This window comes from Streptomyces sp. NPDC056144 (assembly GCF_042264145.1).
Lineage (GTDB): Bacteria > Actinomycetota > Actinomycetes > Streptomycetales > Streptomycetaceae > Streptomyces.
This window is the reverse complement of the sequence record NZ_JBHJVF010000005.1, coordinates 426421-443657: the sequence shown is the minus strand read 5'-3', so window position 1 is coordinate 443657 and position 17237 is coordinate 426421. Positions and strand designations below refer to the sequence as shown.

17 protein-coding genes are annotated in these 17237 nt (G+C 72.1%); 6 read left to right on the top strand and 11 right to left on the bottom strand.

The genetic code is table 11. The features are described 5' to 3' along the window. Positions 1 to 116: 116 nt before the first annotated feature. Genes ACFC0Z_RS18590 through ACFC0Z_RS18580 form a run of 3 tightly spaced genes read right to left on the bottom strand, consistent with a single transcriptional unit; the run spans position 117 to position 2367 of the window. Entirely contained in the window at positions 117 to 1382 is a 1266-nt protein-coding gene (locus ACFC0Z_RS18590) for an MFS transporter (protein ID WP_376438782.1), read from the bottom strand. After that, positions 1379 to 1834: a GNAT family N-acetyltransferase gene (locus ACFC0Z_RS18585; protein ID WP_376438779.1), complete on the bottom strand. Its 456-nt coding sequence runs from the start codon at positions 1832 to 1834 to the stop codon at positions 1379 to 1381. Before ACFC0Z_RS18585 ends, ACFC0Z_RS18590 begins: the two co-directional genes overlap by 4 nt. A 35-nt stretch (positions 1835 to 1869) precedes the next feature. Beyond that, positions 1870 to 2367, bottom strand: coding sequence for a MarR family winged helix-turn-helix transcriptional regulator (locus ACFC0Z_RS18580; protein WP_376439151.1), 498 nt, complete (start codon positions 2365 to 2367; stop codon positions 1870 to 1872). A 147-nt stretch (positions 2368 to 2514) separates the two neighbouring features. On the opposite strand from ACFC0Z_RS18580, the gene ACFC0Z_RS18575 reads away from it, so the two are divergent. Continuing rightward, a complete protein-coding gene (locus tag ACFC0Z_RS18575; RefSeq protein WP_360802837.1) occupies positions 2515 to 2931 on the top strand; it encodes an organic hydroperoxide resistance protein in 417 nt (138 codons plus the stop codon). Between the two features lie 92 nt (positions 2932 to 3023). On the opposite strand, the gene ACFC0Z_RS18570 is transcribed toward ACFC0Z_RS18575, so the two are convergent. Together ACFC0Z_RS18570 and ACFC0Z_RS18565 are read right to left on the bottom strand one after the other, a co-directional pair. Continuing rightward, positions 3024 to 3428: a cobalamin B12-binding domain-containing protein gene (locus tag ACFC0Z_RS18570; RefSeq protein WP_376438776.1), complete on the bottom strand. Its 405-nt coding sequence runs from the start codon at positions 3426 to 3428 to the stop codon at positions 3024 to 3026. Between the two features lie 60 nt (positions 3429 to 3488). Further along, positions 3489 to 5072 carry a methylmalonyl-CoA mutase gene (locus ACFC0Z_RS18565; RefSeq protein ID WP_376438773.1) on the bottom strand — a complete coding sequence of 528 codons (1584 nt, stop codon included), beginning with the start codon at positions 5070 to 5072 and terminating at the stop codon, positions 3489 to 3491. A gap of 230 nt (positions 5073 to 5302) precedes the next feature. Between ACFC0Z_RS18565 and ACFC0Z_RS18560 the strand changes: the two genes are divergently transcribed. Both ACFC0Z_RS18560 and ACFC0Z_RS18555 read left to right on the top strand, forming a co-directional pair. Beyond that, positions 5303 to 6580, top strand: coding sequence for an NAD(P)/FAD-dependent oxidoreductase (locus ACFC0Z_RS18560; protein WP_376438771.1), 1278 nt, complete (start codon positions 5303 to 5305; stop codon positions 6578 to 6580). A 62-nt stretch (positions 6581 to 6642) separates the two neighbouring features. Beyond that, a complete protein-coding gene (locus tag ACFC0Z_RS18555) occupies positions 6643 to 7302 on the top strand; it encodes a ScbR family autoregulator-binding transcription factor (protein ID WP_376438769.1) in 660 nt (219 codons plus the stop codon). Between the two features lie 56 nt (positions 7303 to 7358). On the opposite strand, the gene ACFC0Z_RS18550 is transcribed toward ACFC0Z_RS18555, so the two are convergent. After that, positions 7359 to 8003: a ScbR family autoregulator-binding transcription factor gene (locus tag ACFC0Z_RS18550; protein WP_376438766.1), complete on the bottom strand. Its 645-nt coding sequence runs from the start codon at positions 8001 to 8003 to the stop codon at positions 7359 to 7361. A gap of 245 nt (positions 8004 to 8248) precedes the next feature. Here ACFC0Z_RS18550 and ACFC0Z_RS18545 point away from each other — a divergent pair, with 245 nt between their 5' ends. Next, complete coding sequence (locus ACFC0Z_RS18545; protein WP_376438763.1) at positions 8249 to 9175, top strand: ScbA/BarX family gamma-butyrolactone biosynthesis protein; 927 nt, start codon at positions 8249 to 8251, stop codon at positions 9173 to 9175. Positions 9176 to 9183: 8 nt separating this feature from the next. Next, positions 9184 to 10182 carry an NAD-dependent epimerase/dehydratase family protein gene (locus ACFC0Z_RS18540; protein ID WP_376438761.1) on the top strand — a complete coding sequence of 333 codons (999 nt, stop codon included), beginning with the start codon at positions 9184 to 9186 and terminating at the stop codon, positions 10180 to 10182. Positions 10183 to 10262: 80 nt separating this feature from the next. Here the strand turns inward: ACFC0Z_RS18540 and ACFC0Z_RS18535 are convergent, their stop codons facing one another. Further along, the gene (locus ACFC0Z_RS18535; RefSeq protein WP_376438758.1) at positions 10263 to 13070 is read right to left on the bottom strand and encodes an AAA family ATPase; all 2808 of its coding nucleotides are present in this window, start codon (positions 13068 to 13070) and stop codon (positions 10263 to 10265) included. 458 nt (positions 13071 to 13528) lie between these two features. Between ACFC0Z_RS18535 and ACFC0Z_RS18530 the strand changes: the two genes are divergently transcribed. Continuing rightward, positions 13529 to 14440: a BTAD domain-containing putative transcriptional regulator gene (locus tag ACFC0Z_RS18530; RefSeq protein ID WP_376438755.1), complete on the top strand. Its 912-nt coding sequence runs from the start codon at positions 13529 to 13531 to the stop codon at positions 14438 to 14440. A gap of 95 nt (positions 14441 to 14535) precedes the next feature. Here ACFC0Z_RS18530 and ACFC0Z_RS18525 read toward each other — a convergent pair whose 3' ends face one another. The 4 genes from ACFC0Z_RS18525 to ACFC0Z_RS18510 all read right to left on the bottom strand — a co-directional run bounded on the left by ACFC0Z_RS18525 (position 14536) and on the right by ACFC0Z_RS18510 (position 17155). Then, positions 14536 to 15432: an ROK family protein gene (locus ACFC0Z_RS18525; RefSeq protein WP_376438753.1), complete on the bottom strand. Its 897-nt coding sequence runs from the start codon at positions 15430 to 15432 to the stop codon at positions 14536 to 14538. 35 nt (positions 15433 to 15467) lie between these two features. Further along, on the bottom strand, positions 15468 to 15848 hold the full coding sequence (locus tag ACFC0Z_RS18520; RefSeq protein ID WP_376438750.1) for a winged helix-turn-helix transcriptional regulator: 381 nt from the start codon (positions 15846 to 15848) through the stop codon (positions 15468 to 15470). Between the two features lie 25 nt (positions 15849 to 15873). Further along, positions 15874 to 16629: a thioesterase II family protein gene (locus ACFC0Z_RS18515; protein WP_376438747.1), complete on the bottom strand. Its 756-nt coding sequence runs from the start codon at positions 16627 to 16629 to the stop codon at positions 15874 to 15876. Positions 16630 to 16699: 70 nt separating this feature from the next. Beyond that, on the bottom strand, positions 16700 to 17155 hold the full coding sequence (locus ACFC0Z_RS18510) for a type II 3-dehydroquinate dehydratase (RefSeq protein ID WP_360802876.1): 456 nt from the start codon (positions 17153 to 17155) through the stop codon (positions 16700 to 16702). Positions 17156 to 17237: the final 82 nt, after the last annotated feature.

The following is a 17237-nucleotide window of genomic DNA, read 5'->3' as shown; positions in this document are numbered from 1 at the left end:
CGAGGAGTCTTGGCCTGTGGGGCGGGAGTTGACTCCCGTTACCGCTGGCGGTTAGCCGCCGTGGCGGTCAACCGCCAGGCCAGGACGGTGGGTTCGGGGTGAAACCGGACCTCGCCTCACGGAGTGGGGTTCTCTGCGTCGTACCGGCGGAAACCGCGTCCGTACAGCGCGAGGACACCGATCGCGAGGACGCAGGCGAGGCCGCCGCCGGTGATCGCGACCGCCGGGGAGGTCAGGTCGGCGACGGAGCCCGCGAGGAAGTCCCCGAGCCGGGGCCCGCCCGCGACGACCACGATGAAGACGCCCTGGAGCCGGCCGCGCATCTCGTCCGGGGCCGCGACCTGCATCATCGTGTTCCGGAAGATCATGGAGACGGTGTCCGAGTAGCCCGCGACGGCGAGCAGGAGCAGGCCGACCCAGAGGTTCCGGGTGAGGCCGAAGGCGGCGACGGCGGTGCCCCAGCAGGCCACGGAGAGGAGGATCGCCTGCCCGTGGTGGCGGATACGGCCCTGCCAGCCGGAGAGGACCCCGCCGAGCAGCGCCCCGAACGCGGGCGCGGCGACGAGGAGTCCGGTGGTCTTCGCGTCCCCGCCGAACCAGAGCACGGCGATGGCCGGGAACAGGGCGCGGGGGTGGGCGAGGATCATCGCGCAGAAGTCCGAGAAGAACGTCATGCGCAGGTTGGGGCGGGTGGCGAGGAAGCGCAGTCCGTCGAGGACGGAGGCCCGCTTGCTCCCCTTGCGCTCCGGGAGCATGGACGGCAGCCGCCACATCGCGTAGAGGCTCGCGGAGAAGGCGACGGCGTCGATCGTGTACGCGGCCTGGAAGCCGCCCACGCCGACGATGATGCCGCCGAGGCTCGGCCCGACGAGGGTGCCGAAGGTCATGACCATCGAGTTGAGCGCGTTGGCGGCGCGCAGCTGCTCCGGCGGCAGGAGCCGGGGGATCATCGAGCTGCGGGCGGGCGAGATGAGGGCGGCGCACACGGCCTGGAGGGCGACGATCCCGTACAGGAACCAGACGCTGCGCAGGCCGGAGAAGGCGGCGGTGGCGAGCGCGACCGACAGGGCGGCGGAGCCGCAGGCGCTGTACAGGCCGAGCTTGCGGCGGTCGACGGTGTCGGCGATGGCGCCGCCGTACAGGCCGAAGGCGACGAGCGGGACGAGGGAGAAGAGGCCGACGAGCCCGACCGAGAACGGCGAGCGGGTGATCTCGTACACCTGGAGGGAGACGGCGAGCGAGGTCATGCCCTGGCCGACCCAGGAGACGGTGCCGCCGAACCAGAGGCGGCGGAAGTCGGCGGAGGTGCGCAGCGGGGTCAGGTCGGCGAAGACCTTCCGCTCCTTGTGCTCCTTGGGCGGCTGGTCCTGGGTGGCGGTCATACGATGTCGTACCGCATTTCGGGGCGGTCCCAGTGGATCCGTCCGGAATGCGGGACGGTCCCGGTGCGGACGGCGCCGGTGCGGAGGTAGAACTCCTCGGCCGGCGGGTGCGCGACGACCCGGACGGAGTCGAGGCCGTGGGCGGCGGCGCGGGCGGTCATGTGCTCGATGAGGAGACGGCCGATGCCGAGGCCCTGGGCGGAGTCGGCGACGAAGGCGAGGTCGAGCTCGGCCTCGTCGGGCCTGTCGACGAGCAGGGCGTAGAAGCCGAGGACGCGACCGGTGCCGTCGACGGCGACGTGGACCTCGTGGTGCTCGATGTACGCGGCGCCGACCTGGTACCCCTCGACCATGGGCGCGTAGTCGCCCCGGTAGGCGGCCGAGGTCCGGACGAGCCGGGTGAGCCGCTTGGAGTCGTCGGCGGTGGCGCGCCTGACGGTGATCTCGGACATCGTCCGAGTATAGGAGTGATCTCTGCTCGCGCTCCTTACGTTTTGGACTCGACACAGGCGGCGAGCGACTCGGCGTCGACGGCGTCGAGGCGGGTGGCGAGGGCGTCGAGGCGCTGCCGGAGGTCGACGATCTCGTCCAGCGCGAGGCCGGTCGCGGCGGCGATGCGGCGCGGGACGCCGAGGGCGCGCCCACGGAGCGCGGTGCCCTCGGCGGTCGGGCGCACGGTGACGGACCGCTCGTCCTCGGGGCTGCGCCGCCGCTCCACGTAACCGGCCGCTTCGAGCCGCTTGAGCAGCGGGGACAGGGTGCCGGAGTCGAGCCGGAGCCGCTCACCGATGCCCTTCACGGGCAGTTCGCCGTGCTCCCAGAGCACGAGCATGACGAGGTACTGGGGGTAGGTGAGACCGAGCTCCTTGAGGGCCTCGCGGTAGACGCCGTTGAAGGCGCGGGTCGCGGCGTGCAGCGAGAAGCAGATCTGGTGGTCGAGGCGGAGGAACTCCGCGTCCGGGACCGTGTCGAGCGTCTCCGTCATCTCCGTGACCTCCGTCGCCTCCGTCGCCTCCGTCGTCTCCATGCGTCCAGGGTACGCGAGGATTGCCACGCGCGATTGAGTTGTGCACAACTGAATCGTGCGCTATCAATGACGTAGCACTCCTCCCGACAGAACGGATGTCACCCCATGGACGCGATCTACACCGCCGTCGCCACCGCCAACGGCCGCGAGGGCCGTGCCGTCAGCTCCGACGGCCACATCGACCTCCCCCTCGCCCACCCCCAGGCCCTCGGCGGCAACGGTCAGGGCACCAACCCCGAGCAGCTCTTCGCCGCCGGGTACGCGGCCTGCTTCGCCAGCGCCATGGGCGTGGTGGCACGCCAGGAGAAGATCGACGTCTCCGAGGCCTCGGTCACCGCCGAGGTCTCCATCGGCAAGGACGCGGCGGACGGCGGCTTCGGCCTCGCGGTCGTGATGCGCGCCGAGTTCCCGGACCACCTCCAGGGCGAGGCCGGCCTCGCCCTGCTGGAGAAGACCCACGCGTTCTGCCCGTACTCCAAGGCCACCCGCGGCAACATCGCGGTCGAGCTCGTCGTCGAGTAGTCCTCAGGGCACCACCACTCCCAGGACCCGTACGACGCTCCAGCAGCCGGAGCGGCACCGGGCGAGGGCGCGCTGGAGCGCGCGGCGGCCGGTCACGCCGGGACCCTCGCCGTCCGCTCCCTGACCCAGCTCACGACCCGCTCGATCGGCGTGCCGGGCGTGAAGAGCGCCGCCACGCCCTGCTCCAGGAGCAGCTCGACGTCCGCGTCGGGGATGATCCCGCCGCCGAAGACGGTGATGTCGGCGGCGTCGCGCTCCCGCAGCAGTTCGAGGACGCGCGGGAAGAGGGTCAGGTGGGCGCCGGACAGGATGGACATGCCGATGGCGTCGACGTCCTCCTGGATGGCGGCGTGCACGATCTGCTCGGGCGTCTGGTGCAGTCCGGTGTAGATGACCTCCATGCCGGCGTCGCGCAGCGCCCGCGCGATCACCTTGGCTCCGCGGTCGTGACCGTCGAGGCCGGGCTTGGCGACCAGGATCCGGGGCGGGCTGTCCACTGTTCTGTGCTCCTTCGGGGTGGGCGGGATTCGGTGGGGATCAGTACGCGTCGGTGGGGATCAGTACGCGTCGGCGGGGACGTACGTGCCCCAGACCTCGCGCAGCGCGTCGCAGACCTCGCCGATCGTGGCGCGGGCCTCCAGGGCCTCCTTCATCGGATAGAGGAGGTTGTCGTCCCCGGCGGCCGCCTTCTTGACCAGGGCGAGCGCGTCGTCGACCCGCGACTGCACGCGCCAGGCCCGCAGCTTGGCGAGGCGCTCGGCCTGCTGCTGCTCGATGGCCGGGTCGACGCGCAGCGGCTCGTACGCCTCCTCGACGTCGACCTTGAAGCGGTTGACGCCGACGACGACCCGCTCGCCGCTGTCGGTCTCCTGGGCGATGCGGTACGCGCTCCGCTCGATCTCGGCCTTCTGGAAGCCGCACTCGATCGCGGCCACCGCGCCGCCCATCTCGTCGATCTTCCCCATGAGTTCGACCGCGAGTGCCTCGACCTCGTCCGTCATCCTCTCGACGACGTAGCTGCCCGCGAAGGGGTCGACGGTGGCCGTGACGTCGGTCTCGTACGCGAGGACCTGCTGCGTACGGAGGGCGAGGCGGGCCGACTTGTCCGTCGGGAGGGCGATGGCCTCGTCGAAGGAGTTGGTGTGCAGGGACTGCGTGCCGCCGAGGACGGCGGCCAGGCCCTGGACGGCGACGCGGACGAGGTTGACCTCGGGCTGCTGGGCCGTCAGCTGCACGCCCGCCGTCTGCGTGTGGAACCGCAGCATCATCGACTTGGGGTTCTTCGCCCCGAACTCCTCCTTCATGACCCGCGCCCAGATCCTGCGGGCCGCGCGGAACTTGGCGACCTCCTCCAGGATCGTGGTGCGCGAGACGAAGAAGAAGGAGAGCCGGGGGGCGAAGTCGTCGACGTCCATGCCGGCGGCGACGGCCGTGCGGACGTACTCGATGCCGTTGGCCAGGGTGAACGCGATCTCCTGCGCGGGCGAGGCGCCGGCCTCGGCCATGTGGTAGCCCGAGATGGAGATGGTGTTCCACTTCGGGATCTCGGCCTGGCAGTACTTGAAGATGTCCGCGATCAGACGCAGCGAGGGCTTCGGCGGGAAGATGTACGTGCCCCGCGCGATGTACTCCTTCAGGACGTCGTTCTGGATCGTGCCGGTCAGCTGGTCGGCGGCGATCCCCCGCTCCTCCGCGACGAGTTGGTAGAGGAGGAGCAGGAGGGCGGCGGGGGCGTTGATCGTCATCGAGGTGGAGACCTCGTCGAGCGGGATGCCGCAGAAGAGCACGCGCATGTCGTCGATCGAGTCGATCGCGACCCCGACCTTGCCGACCTCGCCCGAGGCGATGGCCGCGTCGCTGTCGTGGCCCATCTGCGTCGGCAGGTCGAAGGCCACCGAGAGGCCCATCGTGCCGTTGGCGATGAGCTGCTTGTAGCGGGCGTTCGACTCCGTCGCCGTACCGAACCCGGCGTACTGCCGCATCGTCCACGGACGGCCCGTGTACATCGACGGGTACACACCCCGGGTGAAGGGGTATCTGCCGGGTTCTCCCAGCTTCTGCGCCGGGTCCCAGCCTTCGTCGAGCGTCTCCGGCCCGTAGACCGGCTCGATGGGCAGTCCCGACTCCGACTCGCGGGCCATGGCCTTCCTCGCCTTCGTCGCAATGGATCCTCGTGGCGGCGGATCGCCGTCGCTGCCGATCCCCGCACCTGTCCGCGCCACTGATGACGCTAGGTAGCCGCCGCTTGCCCGGACACCCCCTACCGGCCCCCTGAACCTGGCCCGGGAGATGGAGCCCGCCCGCACCCGTCCGCGACGATGAGTGCCCACACGAGTCCGGGTGGACTCGGCGAACGGCTGAGGAGGACCAGGTGGCAGGAGCAACGACAGAGGCGGCGTCCGGCACGGAAACCGGCGCGGGAGCCGGCGCGGGCGTCGTCGTCGTCGGCGCGGGAGTGGCCGGGGTGCAGACCGCGGTCGCCCTGCGCGAGAAGGGGTACGCCGGGCGGATCCGGCTGGTGGGCGCGGAGCGTCACCGGCCGTACGACCGCCCGCCGTTGTCCAAGTCGGTGCTCCAGGGCAAGGACGGCGACCCGACCTTCGCGTTCGACTACGAGGAGCTCGGCATCGAGCTCCTCCTCGGCGTCGAGGCCAAGGGGCTGCGCCCCGGGGACCGCGAGGTCGACACCTCCGAGGGGCCGCTCGCCTACGAGGCGCTGGTCCTGGCGACCGGCGCGGAGCCCGTGCTGCTGCCGGGGGCCGAGGAGCGGCCCGGGGTGTACCTGCTGCGGACGGTCGACGACGCGGAGCGGCTGCGGCCGGTCCTCGACGCGCGGCAGGACGTGGTGGTGGTCGGGGCGGGATGGATCGGCGCCGAGTTCGCGACGGCGGCGCGGGAGGCCGGCTGCCGGGTGACCGTGGTGGAGGCGGCCCGCCGGCCGCTGGCCGGGGCGCTGCCGGAGGCGGTGGCCGCGCCGATGGCCCGCTGGTTCGACGAGGCCGGGGCCGAACTGCGTACCGACGTACGGGTGTCGGGCGTCGAGCCCGGTGCGGTGACGCTCTCGGACGGCTCGCGGGTGGCGGCCGGGGCGGTCGTCGTCGGCATCGGCGCGCGGCCCGCGACGGGCTGGCTCGCCGGGTCGGGGATCGCGCTCGGCGAGCGGGGCGAGATCGTCGCCGACGAGCGGCTGCGCACCTCGGCGGAGGGGGTGTACGCGGTCGGCGACTGCGCCTCCTTCCCTTCGGCGCTCTTCGGCGAGCGGCTCCTCGTCCAGCACTGGGACAACGCCTTCCACGGGCCCCGCACGGTCGCGGCCGGGATCGTGGCCGCCGAGGACGGCGGGCCGGCGGACCTCACGTACGACCCGGTCCCCTACTTCTGGTCGGAGCAGTTCGGCCGGTTCGTCCAGTACGCGGGGCATCACGGCGCCGCCGACACGACGTTGTGGCGGGGGGACCCGAACGGCGAGGCGTGGAGCGTGTGCTGGCTGCGGGAGGGCCGTCTCGTGGCGGTGCTGTCGGTGGGGCGGCCGCGTGACCTGGCGCAGGGGAGGCGGCTGATCGCGTCCCGGACGCTCCTGTCGCCCGCGGCGGTGGCGGACGCGGATGTTCCGCTGAAATCCGCGAAAGAAGTTGCCGCACACCTCTAAACACAAACCATTCGACCGGTTTTATAATGACGGCACGGGGGCTGATGCTAAGGAGGACAGCGATGGTCAAGCAGGAGCGCGCGGAGCGCACCCTGCGCCGGATCATCTCCGGCGCGGCCGAGCAATTCGAGCGCAACGGCTACTTCGGGACGAGCCTGGACGACATCACCCGCGCCGCGGGGGTGTCCAAGGGCGCGTTCTACTTCCACTTCTCCTCGAAGGAGCAGGTGGCGGCGGCCGTCATGGAGATCGCCGAGGGACGGTTCGAGGACGTCATGACGGACTCGCCCTGCGGGGAGACCGTCTCCCCGCTGCAGCACCTGATCGACATCACCCACGGAATCAACCGGCTGCTGCACGAGGAGCCGGTGGCGCGTGCGGCGGTACGTCTCCTGCGGGAGTGGCCGCTGGAGACGCCGCCGAAGTTCGACCACTACAGCCTGTGGCACGAGACCGCGCAGAAGCACTTCCAACTGGCCGCTGACCGCAGCGAGTTGAAGGAGGGGGCACCGAAGAACTCGGCGTGCGCGCTGGCCTCGGCGACGCTGTTCTCCCTGGAGGGGTTCAGGCGGCCGGCCGGCTCGACCGACGAGACCCAGCAGCGGCTCGCCGACCTGTGGGACGTCCTGCTGCCGGCCATCACGCCGGTGGACGTCGTCGACGCGTACCGCACCTCCCCTCCCGAAGGGTGCGTGGAGCCGGAGCTCAGCCGCCAGGGCTGAGCCGCATCCGGCCGCACCGCCCCTGGGGAGGGGAGGCGCGGTACGGGGGGGTTCGACTACTTGCCGGCCGTGTCCGCGTCGAGCGCGGGCCGGCCGGTCCCCTCGGCCCGGAAGCGGCCGAGGCGCCGGACCGGCACCAGGCCCGGCAGCATGATCTTCCACATCTGGACGGCGCGCTCCCTGAGGTCCTTGCGGCCGGTCATCACCTGGGACGTGAGCTGGATGCCCGCCCAGGCGCCGACGATCAGGGTCGCGGCGCCGTCCACGTCGACCTCGGCCTTGACGTCGCCACGGCCCTGCGCCTGCGCCAGGCAGTTGCGGACGACGTCGATCCACTGCATGTAGGGGTCCGCGTTCCCCCCTCCCGACGAGCTCTGGTCGACGACCAGCCGGATCGCCGCCCGCACCCGGGCGCTCTCCTGGAGCTGCTCGGCCATGTCGTGGACCAGGTCGATGACCGTCTGGACACCCGGCGGCTCGGCCGCGGGACGCTCGTCCCCCACCGAGAACTGCTCCTGGATCACCGCTTGGGCCAGCTCCTCCTTCGAGGCGAAGTGAAAGTAGAGCGCCCCCTTGGTGACACCGGCCTCGCTGACGATGTCGCTCAGGCTCGTCCCCGCGAACCCCGACTTCTCAAACGCCCGTGCGGCCCCTTCGAGGATGGCACTCCGTGTGACTTCCGCTCGTTCCTGCCTGGCCATGCGAACAACCTCCGAATCCTGTGCGTCCGCTCGTACCCCGCCGCATGGTCCCCCTGCGGGGTACCGCGTACGCCCGGGAACAAGTTTGCCCTCACCTCTCGCAAAAAACCAACTAACTGGTATTGTTCTGCGCACCGCTCCACCGCACCTCAAGTTGCCAGACCGACCCGTTCGTCGATGTATCTGTCATGAACAAAACAACTTCCAGGGGGGCCCTGATGCGCGTTGCGACTCTCATCACGAGCATGGACGAAACGACAGAGAACGTCATAACCGACGAATCCGACCTCTTCCTTCAGACCGTTCCCCGCACCCTCGTGCACCGGGCCGGCGTCGCGGAGGTCTTCGTCACCGGGATCCGCCAGATCGGACCCGACCACTTCCGGATCGGCGCCCAGTGGCCCCGCAGCCACAGCTACTACGGGCCGGTAGCCCGCCGCTGGCACGACCCGATGCTGTTCGCCGAGACGGCCCGGCAGGCGCTGCTGCTCATCTCCCACCAGGGATACGGCGTGCCCATCGGCCACCAGTTCCTCTACCGCGACGGCAGCCACGACATCACGCCGGACGGCGTCCGGCTGACCGACCGCCCGGCGCACGTCCTGCTCGACGTGCGGTGCTCGGACGTGAAGCTGCGCGGCGGGACGGTCAGCAAGTTCTTCGCCCGGATCGAGTGCCTGCGTGACGGGGAACACGTCGGCACCAGCTCCATGACCGTCACCGCGATGTCGCCCCAGCTCTACCGCCGGGTCCGCGGCGAGGCCTGCGGCAGCACCCCGCAGCGCGCCCTGCCGGAGCCGGTCACCCCGTCCTCCGTCGGCCGGTACCTCGACTCCGACGTCGTGCTCGGCGCGACCGGGGTCGACCGGACCTGGACGCTGCGCGCGGACACCGACCACGCGGTGCTCTTCGACCACCCGGTCGACCACATCCCCGGCATCGTCCTCATGGAGGCCGCGCGCCAGGCCTCGCTCTCCGTCCTCGGACGGCCCCACGCCCTGGCCGTCGCCATGGACTGTGCCTTCGAGCAGTACGTCGAGTACAGCAAGGCCTGCGTCATCACCGCGGGCGAGGCCGTCCCCGGGCCGGAGAACACCTGGCGGGTCAAGGTCGACTTCGCCCAGGGCGGCACCATCGCCGCCTCGATCCACGTCAACCTGACGGCAAGCTGAGGCCACGCGTGATACTCGTTCTCGGAGGTACCGGATTCATCGGCGGCACGGTGGTCAGGGAGCTGCTGCGCCCGTTACCCGGCACCGCCCCGGGGTCCACTCCTGGATCCACCCCCGGGTCCGTCCGCGGATCCGATGTGCGCGTGCTGACGCGCCGCCCGCTGCCCGGCTGGATGACCGAAGCCGGAGTGCGGGCCGTACCGGGCGACCTGTCCGATCCCGCCAGCCTCGACGGCTGCTGCGAAGGCGTCGACACCGTCCTCCACATGGCCAGCTATGTCGGCCGCGACCCCGCGATGTGCGCGCTGGTCAACGACATCGGCACCCGCGCGCTCGCGCAGGCCGCCCAACAGGCGGGCACCGAGCGCATGTTGTACGTGTCGACCGCGTCGGTCTACGGCAGCGGACCCCACCGGGGCGCCACCGAAGGCCAGTTGACGCCCCACCCGGCGTCGGCCGCCAGCGCCTCGCGCCTCGCCGCCGAACAGACCGTCCTCGAACGCGGCGGCGTCGTGCTCCGTCCCCATCTCGTGTACGGCCCCGGTGACCAGTGGTTCGTTCCGCTGCTCTGCCGGCTGCTCCGCAAGGTGCCCGTCTGGGCCGAGGGCGGCAGCGCCCGTACCTCCCTCGTCGGTGTCCGTGATCTGGCGCGTGCGATCGCCGTCTTCGCATCGTCGGACGACTGGTCGGCCGACCGGGGCAGCGTCTACCACGTCAACCACCCGCGCCCGGTGACCCTGCGCTCCGTCGCGGCCCGGCTCTGCCAGGGCCTCGGCATCCCGCAGCCCGACGCGGACCTGCCGCGCTCGGCGCACCTGGAGCTGTCCACGCGCGCCCTGCCGCAGCTCTCCGCCCATCAGCACGCCCTGCTCACCATGGACCACTACTACGAGTCCAGCCGCGTCTGGAACCGGCTCTCGCTCGACCCCGGACCGGGGTTCGGCGCGGGCCTCGCCTCCGGACTGCCGTGGTACAGGCGGCATTTGGCGGAGCTTCGTATCGCCTGATTTTCCGTCAGGTCCCGCTGTCCCCCTCGGGCGGGGCGGCCCTTCACGGGCCGTCCCGCCCTTCCGCACGTTCTGCCCTGTCAGGCGTCCTGCTCCACACCCACCTGCACCGCCTCGCCACCGCCGATGGTCAGCTCGACGGGCAGGTCCTTGCGGCAGCGCACGCCCAGCTTGCGGTAGACGCGGGTCAGGTGCTGCTCCACCGTGCTCGGGGTGATGAACAGCTTCGTCGCGATCTCCCGGTTGGTGTAGCCGCCGACCGCGAGCGCGGCGACCCGCCGCTCGGAGCCGGTGAGCAGCGCGTCGGACTGCGGGGAGCCGGGGCCCGCCGAGTCGTCGCTGTCGTCGCCGAAGGAGAGGAGCACCTCGCCGAGGGGCGCGGCGCCGCAGATGCCCACGAGGTGGCGGGCGCGGCGGGCGTGGGTCCTGGCGCGGCGGCTGTCCCCGAGCTCGTAGTAGGCGTTGCTCAGGTCGGCGAGGACCCGCGTCTGCTCGTACCGGTCGCCGACCTGCTCGAAGAGGTCGAGCGCCTCGGTGAGCATCTGCGGGCGCCGGCCGACCGGTCCGCCGGCGGCGAGCACGCGCAGGGCCAGGGCCCTCGGGCGGGCGCCGTTGGTGCCGGGGCGGCCGAGCTGGTCGTAGGCGAGACGGCCGGCCTGCTCGCGGTTGCCGAGTTCGAGCCAGGCCTCGGCGGCGCTGGTCCGCCAGGGCACGATGCCCGGGACGTCGATGCCCCAGTCGCGCATCCGCTCGCCGCAGGCGAGGAAGTCGGCGAGGGCCGCGTGGTGGTGGCCGGTGGCCAGGTGGAACTGGCCGCGGGCGTGCAGGTAGTACAGGCCGTACCGGGTCTGGAACATGGCCTGCGGGACGGCCCGGGTGAGGTACGCCTCCGTCTCGTCGTAGTGGCCCATGCGCGTGGTGGCGAGGACCAGGCTGCCGAGCGGGACGCCGATGGCCACGCCCCAGGCGTTCGGGGTGATGTGGTCGGTGGCCTGCTGGGCGTGGGCGACGGCGCCGGTGAGGTCGCCGAGACCGACGGCGGCCTCGGCGCGGGCCGAGGACAGCAGCGCCATCCAGGTCGGGGAGTACGGGGTGTGGCCCTCGTGCAGCAGCCGGTCGCACCAGGCGGCGGCGTCCGGGCGGTCTGCGGCGAGGAGCACGCCGAGCGCGAGGAGCGCCGGCTCCTCGGGCCAGGTGATGTCGTAGCTCGGGCCGCGGTCGCGCAGGACCTGTTCGGCCCGCTCGACGACCTGGTGACCCCGGCCGTTGACCAGGGCGTCGGCGAGGAGCGCGGTGGGCCGGCGCCAGGGGTCGGTGCGCCGGGAGACGACGTCCGCGGCCCGGGCCGCCTCCTGCGGGCGGCGCCCGCGCTTGGCCAGGGTCGGGTGGGTCCAGGCGATCCACTGCTCGGTGTCGTGGAGGAGCGCGGCGGCCTCGCCGTGCGGTTCGAGCTCGGCGCCGCGCAGCCGCTCCAGGAGCTCGCTCGCGTCGGCGGACCTGCCCTGCCACAGGAGCTGGCGGATCAGGTCGATCGTGTTGACCGGGTCGAGCTTGCCCGTGCGGGCGGCGGTGGCGAGGGCCGTCAGGTGGTGCTCGGCGGTCGCCGGGTCGGAGAGGCGGCGCACCTGGACGAGCCGGGCCTCGACGGCCGCGCGCTCCGCGGTCGGTTCGGCGTGGGCCGTGAGGGCCGCTTCGAGCGCCGCGGTGGCGCGGACGGTACGGCCGGCGATGAGCTCCTGCTCGGCCGCCTCCAGGAGGACGTCCACGCTCCAGTCCCCCGCCGGGGCGCCCGCCTCGACGAGGAGACGCGCGGTCTCCGGGGCCGGGGACCCCTGCTCGTAGAGGAGTTCGGCGGCCTTGACGGTGAGGGCGGTGCGGGCGGTCGCGGACAGGTCGTCCAGGACGGCGCGGCGGGCCACGTCGTGCCGGAAGGCGAGGCCGTTGACGAGTCCGCAGGCGGTCAGCGTCCGCAGGGCGGCCTCGGTCCTGGCCGCGTCGGCACCGGTCAGGCGGGCGAGACGCTCGGCGGTCGCGGCGCCGTCCAGGACGGCGAGCGCGCGGGCGGCGTCGGCGACCGGCGGGTCCATCCGGCTCAGCTGGCGCAGCACGGCCCGGCCGTAACCGCCGGGGCGTACGCCGCCGGTGGCGCGGTGGTCCTCCAGGAGGGCGTGCAGGAGCAGCAGGTTGCCGTCGGCGACGGCCTGGAACTCCGGCGCGAGGCGCTCGGCCGTCGGACGGTCGATGGTGGAGGCGAGGAAGGAGACGACGCCGGCCTCGGTGAGCGGGGCGAGCGGCATCCGCCGCGCGTGCGGCTGGTCGAGCAGTTCGGTACGGAACACGGGGCTGCTGTCCGGGAGTTCCGGGTCGTCCGTCAGGACGAGCATGACGCGTGCCGAACCGATCCTGCGGGCCAGGTAGAGAAGGCAGTCGAGGGAGTGCCGGTCGGCGTGACGGATGTCGTCGACGCCGAGGAAGACGGGGTGCGCCTCGGCGAGGCGCAGGACGGCCTGTGCCACCGCGTGCAGGGTGTGCGCCAGCTCGGGCCCGATGGACGCGGACCGGTCGGGGTCCGCGGGGCCGGTGGCGGCGTCGGCGACGGCGCGGTCGAGCAGCGCGTCGATCGCGCGGGCCTGCTCGTCGGGAAGGACGGCGCTGCGCAGCAGCTGGCCCAGGACCCCGAAGGGCAGGGCGCGCTCGGCGCGGGAGCAGGCGGCCCGCAGGACGAGTCCGTCCCCGTAGCCGGCGTGCTCGGCGATCCGGTGCAGCAGCTCGGTCTTGCCGCTGCCGGAGGCGCCGTCGAGCAGGACGACCCGCCCTCTCTTCGCGGCGCATTCGGTCATCAATTGCTTCAGGTGCATTGCCTGTTCGGCGCGTTCGACCAGTTCCACTGGTCATCCTCCAGTTCTGGAAGTCCTGCTCGTTCCAACGGTCGTCATTCGATTCTCAGTGGGGTTATCAAAGCCCTCCGGGAAGCTAGCAACCCCTCAAGGGCGGGGGGTTTCTCCTCGCCCACCGGGCGGCAACCGTCCGCCCATCGGCGACCGGAACCGTCCTGGAAGTGACCATTCCGGACCGGGCTCGACCCCCTTGGAGGACCCGCCCCGGCGCCTGCCAGGGACCCGCAAACTTCCGTGCAACTGCGCTCACCTGCGCCTTCATCAGGCCTCCTGGCAGGGTCGGACGACAGGAGGCTCCTGCCAGTTGACAAACAGGTCGAACGGTTTGTTTACTGTAGGGGTGATGCTGCGGAAACGCACCCCCGTCCCGTCTTCGGCTGGAGTGAACCGGCGTGCGATTCAATTTGCTCGGACCCCTTGAAGCGTTCTCTTTCGACGAGCCCGTGAATATGGGCGGATTCAATCAGCGGGCGACCGCGGGATTCCTGCTGCTGCACGCGAACGAAATCATCCCGACCAGCAAGCTCATGCACGCGCTGTGGGGATACGAGGCACCGACCACCTCGCGGAAGATGATTCAGAACGCGGTCTCGGGACTGCGCAAGATCCTCGACCAGCACATGGACCCGGCCGCCCCCGTCACCCTGACGACCTGCGCCCCCGGCTACCGGCTGACCGTCGACGAGGAGCAGCTCGACCTCTTCCGCTTCCACCGCCTCGTCCGGCAGGGCCGCGCCCGGCTCGCCGCGGGCGAGCGGGAGGCCGGCCTCGCCGACCTGCGGACGGCGCTCGGCCTGTGGCGCGGGCCGGCCCTGGCCGACCTCGCCGAGGCGGGCGTCGCCTGGCCCGAGCTGACCGCGCTCCAGGGCGTCCGGCTCTCGGTCTACGAGGACTGCGTGCAGGAGGCGCTCGACCAGGGGCGGCACCAGGAGATCCTGGGCGAGCTGGAGCAGGCCGCGGCCGCCGAGCCCGCCGGAGAACGGCTGTGCGGACTCCTGATGCTGGCGCTGTACCGGTGCGGCCGCCAGCACGACGCGCTCGCCGCGTACCAGCGCACGCGCATGGTCCTGCTCGACTCCTTCGGCCTCGATCCGGGCCGCGAGCTGCGCGAGCTGGAGCACGCCATCCTCAACCACGACGCGGCCCTCACGCACGACGCCGGGCCGCGCTGGTCGGGGCGGATGCCGCGGCAGCTCACGGCCTCCGGCCAGCCGACGCCCAACCCGGGGCAGGAGCCCGAACTGGCGGGAGCCGCCGCCGGGGGCGGGGGCGGGACCGGGCCCCACCGGTGCAGCCGGCTGCGAACGACGGGCAACCTGGGGCGGCGGCCGCTGCGGTCGGTGCGCTACCGGGGCATGTAGGAAGCCCGCGTCAGGACTCCCCCCCCAACGAGAAGGGCCGTGAGCTTCCGCTCACGGCCCTTTGACGTGCACCTGCCCACCCCGGAAAGGGGAACTCACTCCGCGCGGGCCAGCAGGACCGCCCCGTCCAGGGAGGACGTGCCCCCGAGCAGTGCCGGGACGACCCTGATCTCGGGGCCCGCCGGACGGGACAGCTCCTTGGCGCGCCGCGCGACCTCGTCCACGTACCCCGGCACTCCGGAGGCGAATCCCCCGCCGATCGTGACGAATTGAGGATGCGTCAGTTCGCAGAGGCCGACGGCGGCGGTCGCCACCGCGTCCGCGCTCTCGGTGACCGCCTTCACCGCCCACGGCTGCGACTCCAGCCAGGCGGTGCGCAGTTCGTCGAACCCGACCACGCGTCCCCGGCAGGCCGAGGCGCGGCGCAGGACCGCGCGGCCCGAGGCGACGGACTGCACGCAGCCGCGCCGGCCGCAGTCGCACCGCTCCCCCGCCCGGTCGACGATCAGATGGCCGACCTCGCAGGAGCCGCGCGCGGTCCCGGGGCTGATGCGTCCGTCGAGGACGACGCCGCCGCCGATGCCGGTGCCGACGCCGATGTGGACCAGGTCGCGACAGCCGGCCGCGTCCGCCTCGGCGAGCGCCGCGAGGTCGCCGTCGTCGGCGGTCCGCACGGTCGCGCCGGGGAGCAGCTCGGCGAGCACCTCGGCGAGGTCGAGCCCCTGCCAGAACGGGCGGTTGGGCCAGCCCCGTACCCTGCCGTCGCGGTCGAGGGTCGCGGGCATCGCCACGCCCACGGAGGCCACGGGGACGACCGGGTCGGCGACGGCGGCGACGGCCTCGGCGAGGGTCGCGAGATCGGTGTCGAGGGTGGCGGACTCGGACCAGCGGCGCACGACCTCACGGGTGCGTATCTCCCCCGTCGCGGAATCCGCGTATTCCAGGCGGAGCGCGATCTTCGTGCCCCCTACGTCGATTCCCAGCCGGTTCATCGCATTCTCCAGGGGGTGGTGAGGGGGTACGGAATTCAGGCCGCGGCCCGGTCCCGGTAAGCGTTTCGCGCCGCTTCCAGAATGGAGCGGTTGCGTTCCACCCAGGCCGTCAGCGGCGTGAGGGAATCCAGGAGCTCGGAACCCAGCGGGCTCAGCGCGTATTCGACCTTCGGCGGAACGGTCGGAAAGACGGTCCGGACGACCAGACCGTCGCGTTCCAGATTGCGCAGCGTCAGGGTGAGCATGCGCCGGCTGATGCCGTCGAGCGACCTTTCGAGTTCGGTGAAGCGGCGCGGGTGCCGCAGACCGGAGAGGATCCTGATCGTCCACTTGCCGCTCACGCGGTCGAGGAACTCCTCCAGGGGAGCCGCCTCGTCCCGCACCCGCCGCGTGGCCGTCATGTCTAAGAGCGCCATGGGGCTTTCTCCTTCGGTCCGTCCGTCACTTCATGTGGGGGGTCAGCGTGGTACGGATCAGGTCGGTCACGGCCTGCTGGTGGTCGGCGAGGTAGAAGTGGCCGCCGCTGAAGACCTTCAGCTGGAACGGGCCGGTGGTGTGCCGGGACCAGAGCCGCACCTCGTCCGCGCTCACCCGCGGGTCGGCGGCGCCGACGAGGGCGGTGACGGGGCAGGTCAGCGGGGTCGGGTCGGCGCACCGGTAGGAGGAGACCGCGCGGAAGTCGCTGCGCAGCACCGGCAGGGTGAGACGGACGAGCTCCTCGTCGAGGAGCAGGGCGGCGTCGCTGCCGCCGAGCACCTTCATCTCCCGGAGCATCGCCTCGTCGTCGAGCTCGTGGTACCGCTCGTCACGGACCGCGGAGGGCGCCCGGCGGGCCGAGACGATCAGCGCCGCGGGCGGCGCACCGGCCGCCTCGCAGCGGCGCGCCACCTCGAAGGCGACGGTCGCGCCCATGCTGTGGCCGAAGAGGGCTATGGGCCCGTCCCACGGCATCAGGGACTCCATGATGCGGTCGGCCAGCTCCCCGATGTCCTCCACCGGAGCCTCGTGCCGGCGCTCCTGCCGGCCCGGGTACTGCACGGCGAGCATCTCGACGTCGGGGCCGAGCCCCTTGGACAGCGGGTGGTAGTAGCTGGCGGACCCGCCGGCGTGCGGCAGGGCGACCAGGGTGATCCGGCGCTCCGGCTTGGGGTGGTAGCGCCGGATCCACTGCTGGGAGCAGGTGGCCGTGGTCTTCATGAGGACTCCTGTGCCGTGACGGTGGGGGGAGACGGAAACTGCCTGGAGACGGAAGCCGCCCGCGCGGGCGTCAGCGGCCCGCGGGCGCCGGGACCTGTCCCGCGATGGCCAGGAGCGCGCGGGCGCCGAGGCGGTAGCCGAGGGCGCCGAGACCGACGACGACGCCGGAGGCGAGCGGCGCGATCACCGACTCGTGGCGCCACTGCTCGCGCGCCCACACATTGGAGAGGTGCACCTCGACCCAGGGCCGGGGGTAGCTGGCCAGCGCGTCGCGCAGGCTCCAGCCGGCGACCATCAGGGCGCCGGGGTTCACGATCGCCCCGACGGTGTCGTAGTTCGCGTGGATGGCGGTGACCAGGTCGCCCTCGGAGTCGTGCTGGATCGACCTGACCTTCCAGCCGGGTCCCGCGACTTCCTCGCTCACGGCCCGCTCGATGTCGGCCAGGCTGTCGGTGCCGTACACCTCCGGCTCACGCTGCCCGAGGATTCCGAGATTGGGGCCATTCAGCAGGAGTATCGCGCTCATGATTCACCTCGCACAACATTCATAGAGAGTGGTTTATCGCCTCTGGAAAGTTGTAGCAGGCCCGCACTGCCACCATGCCCGT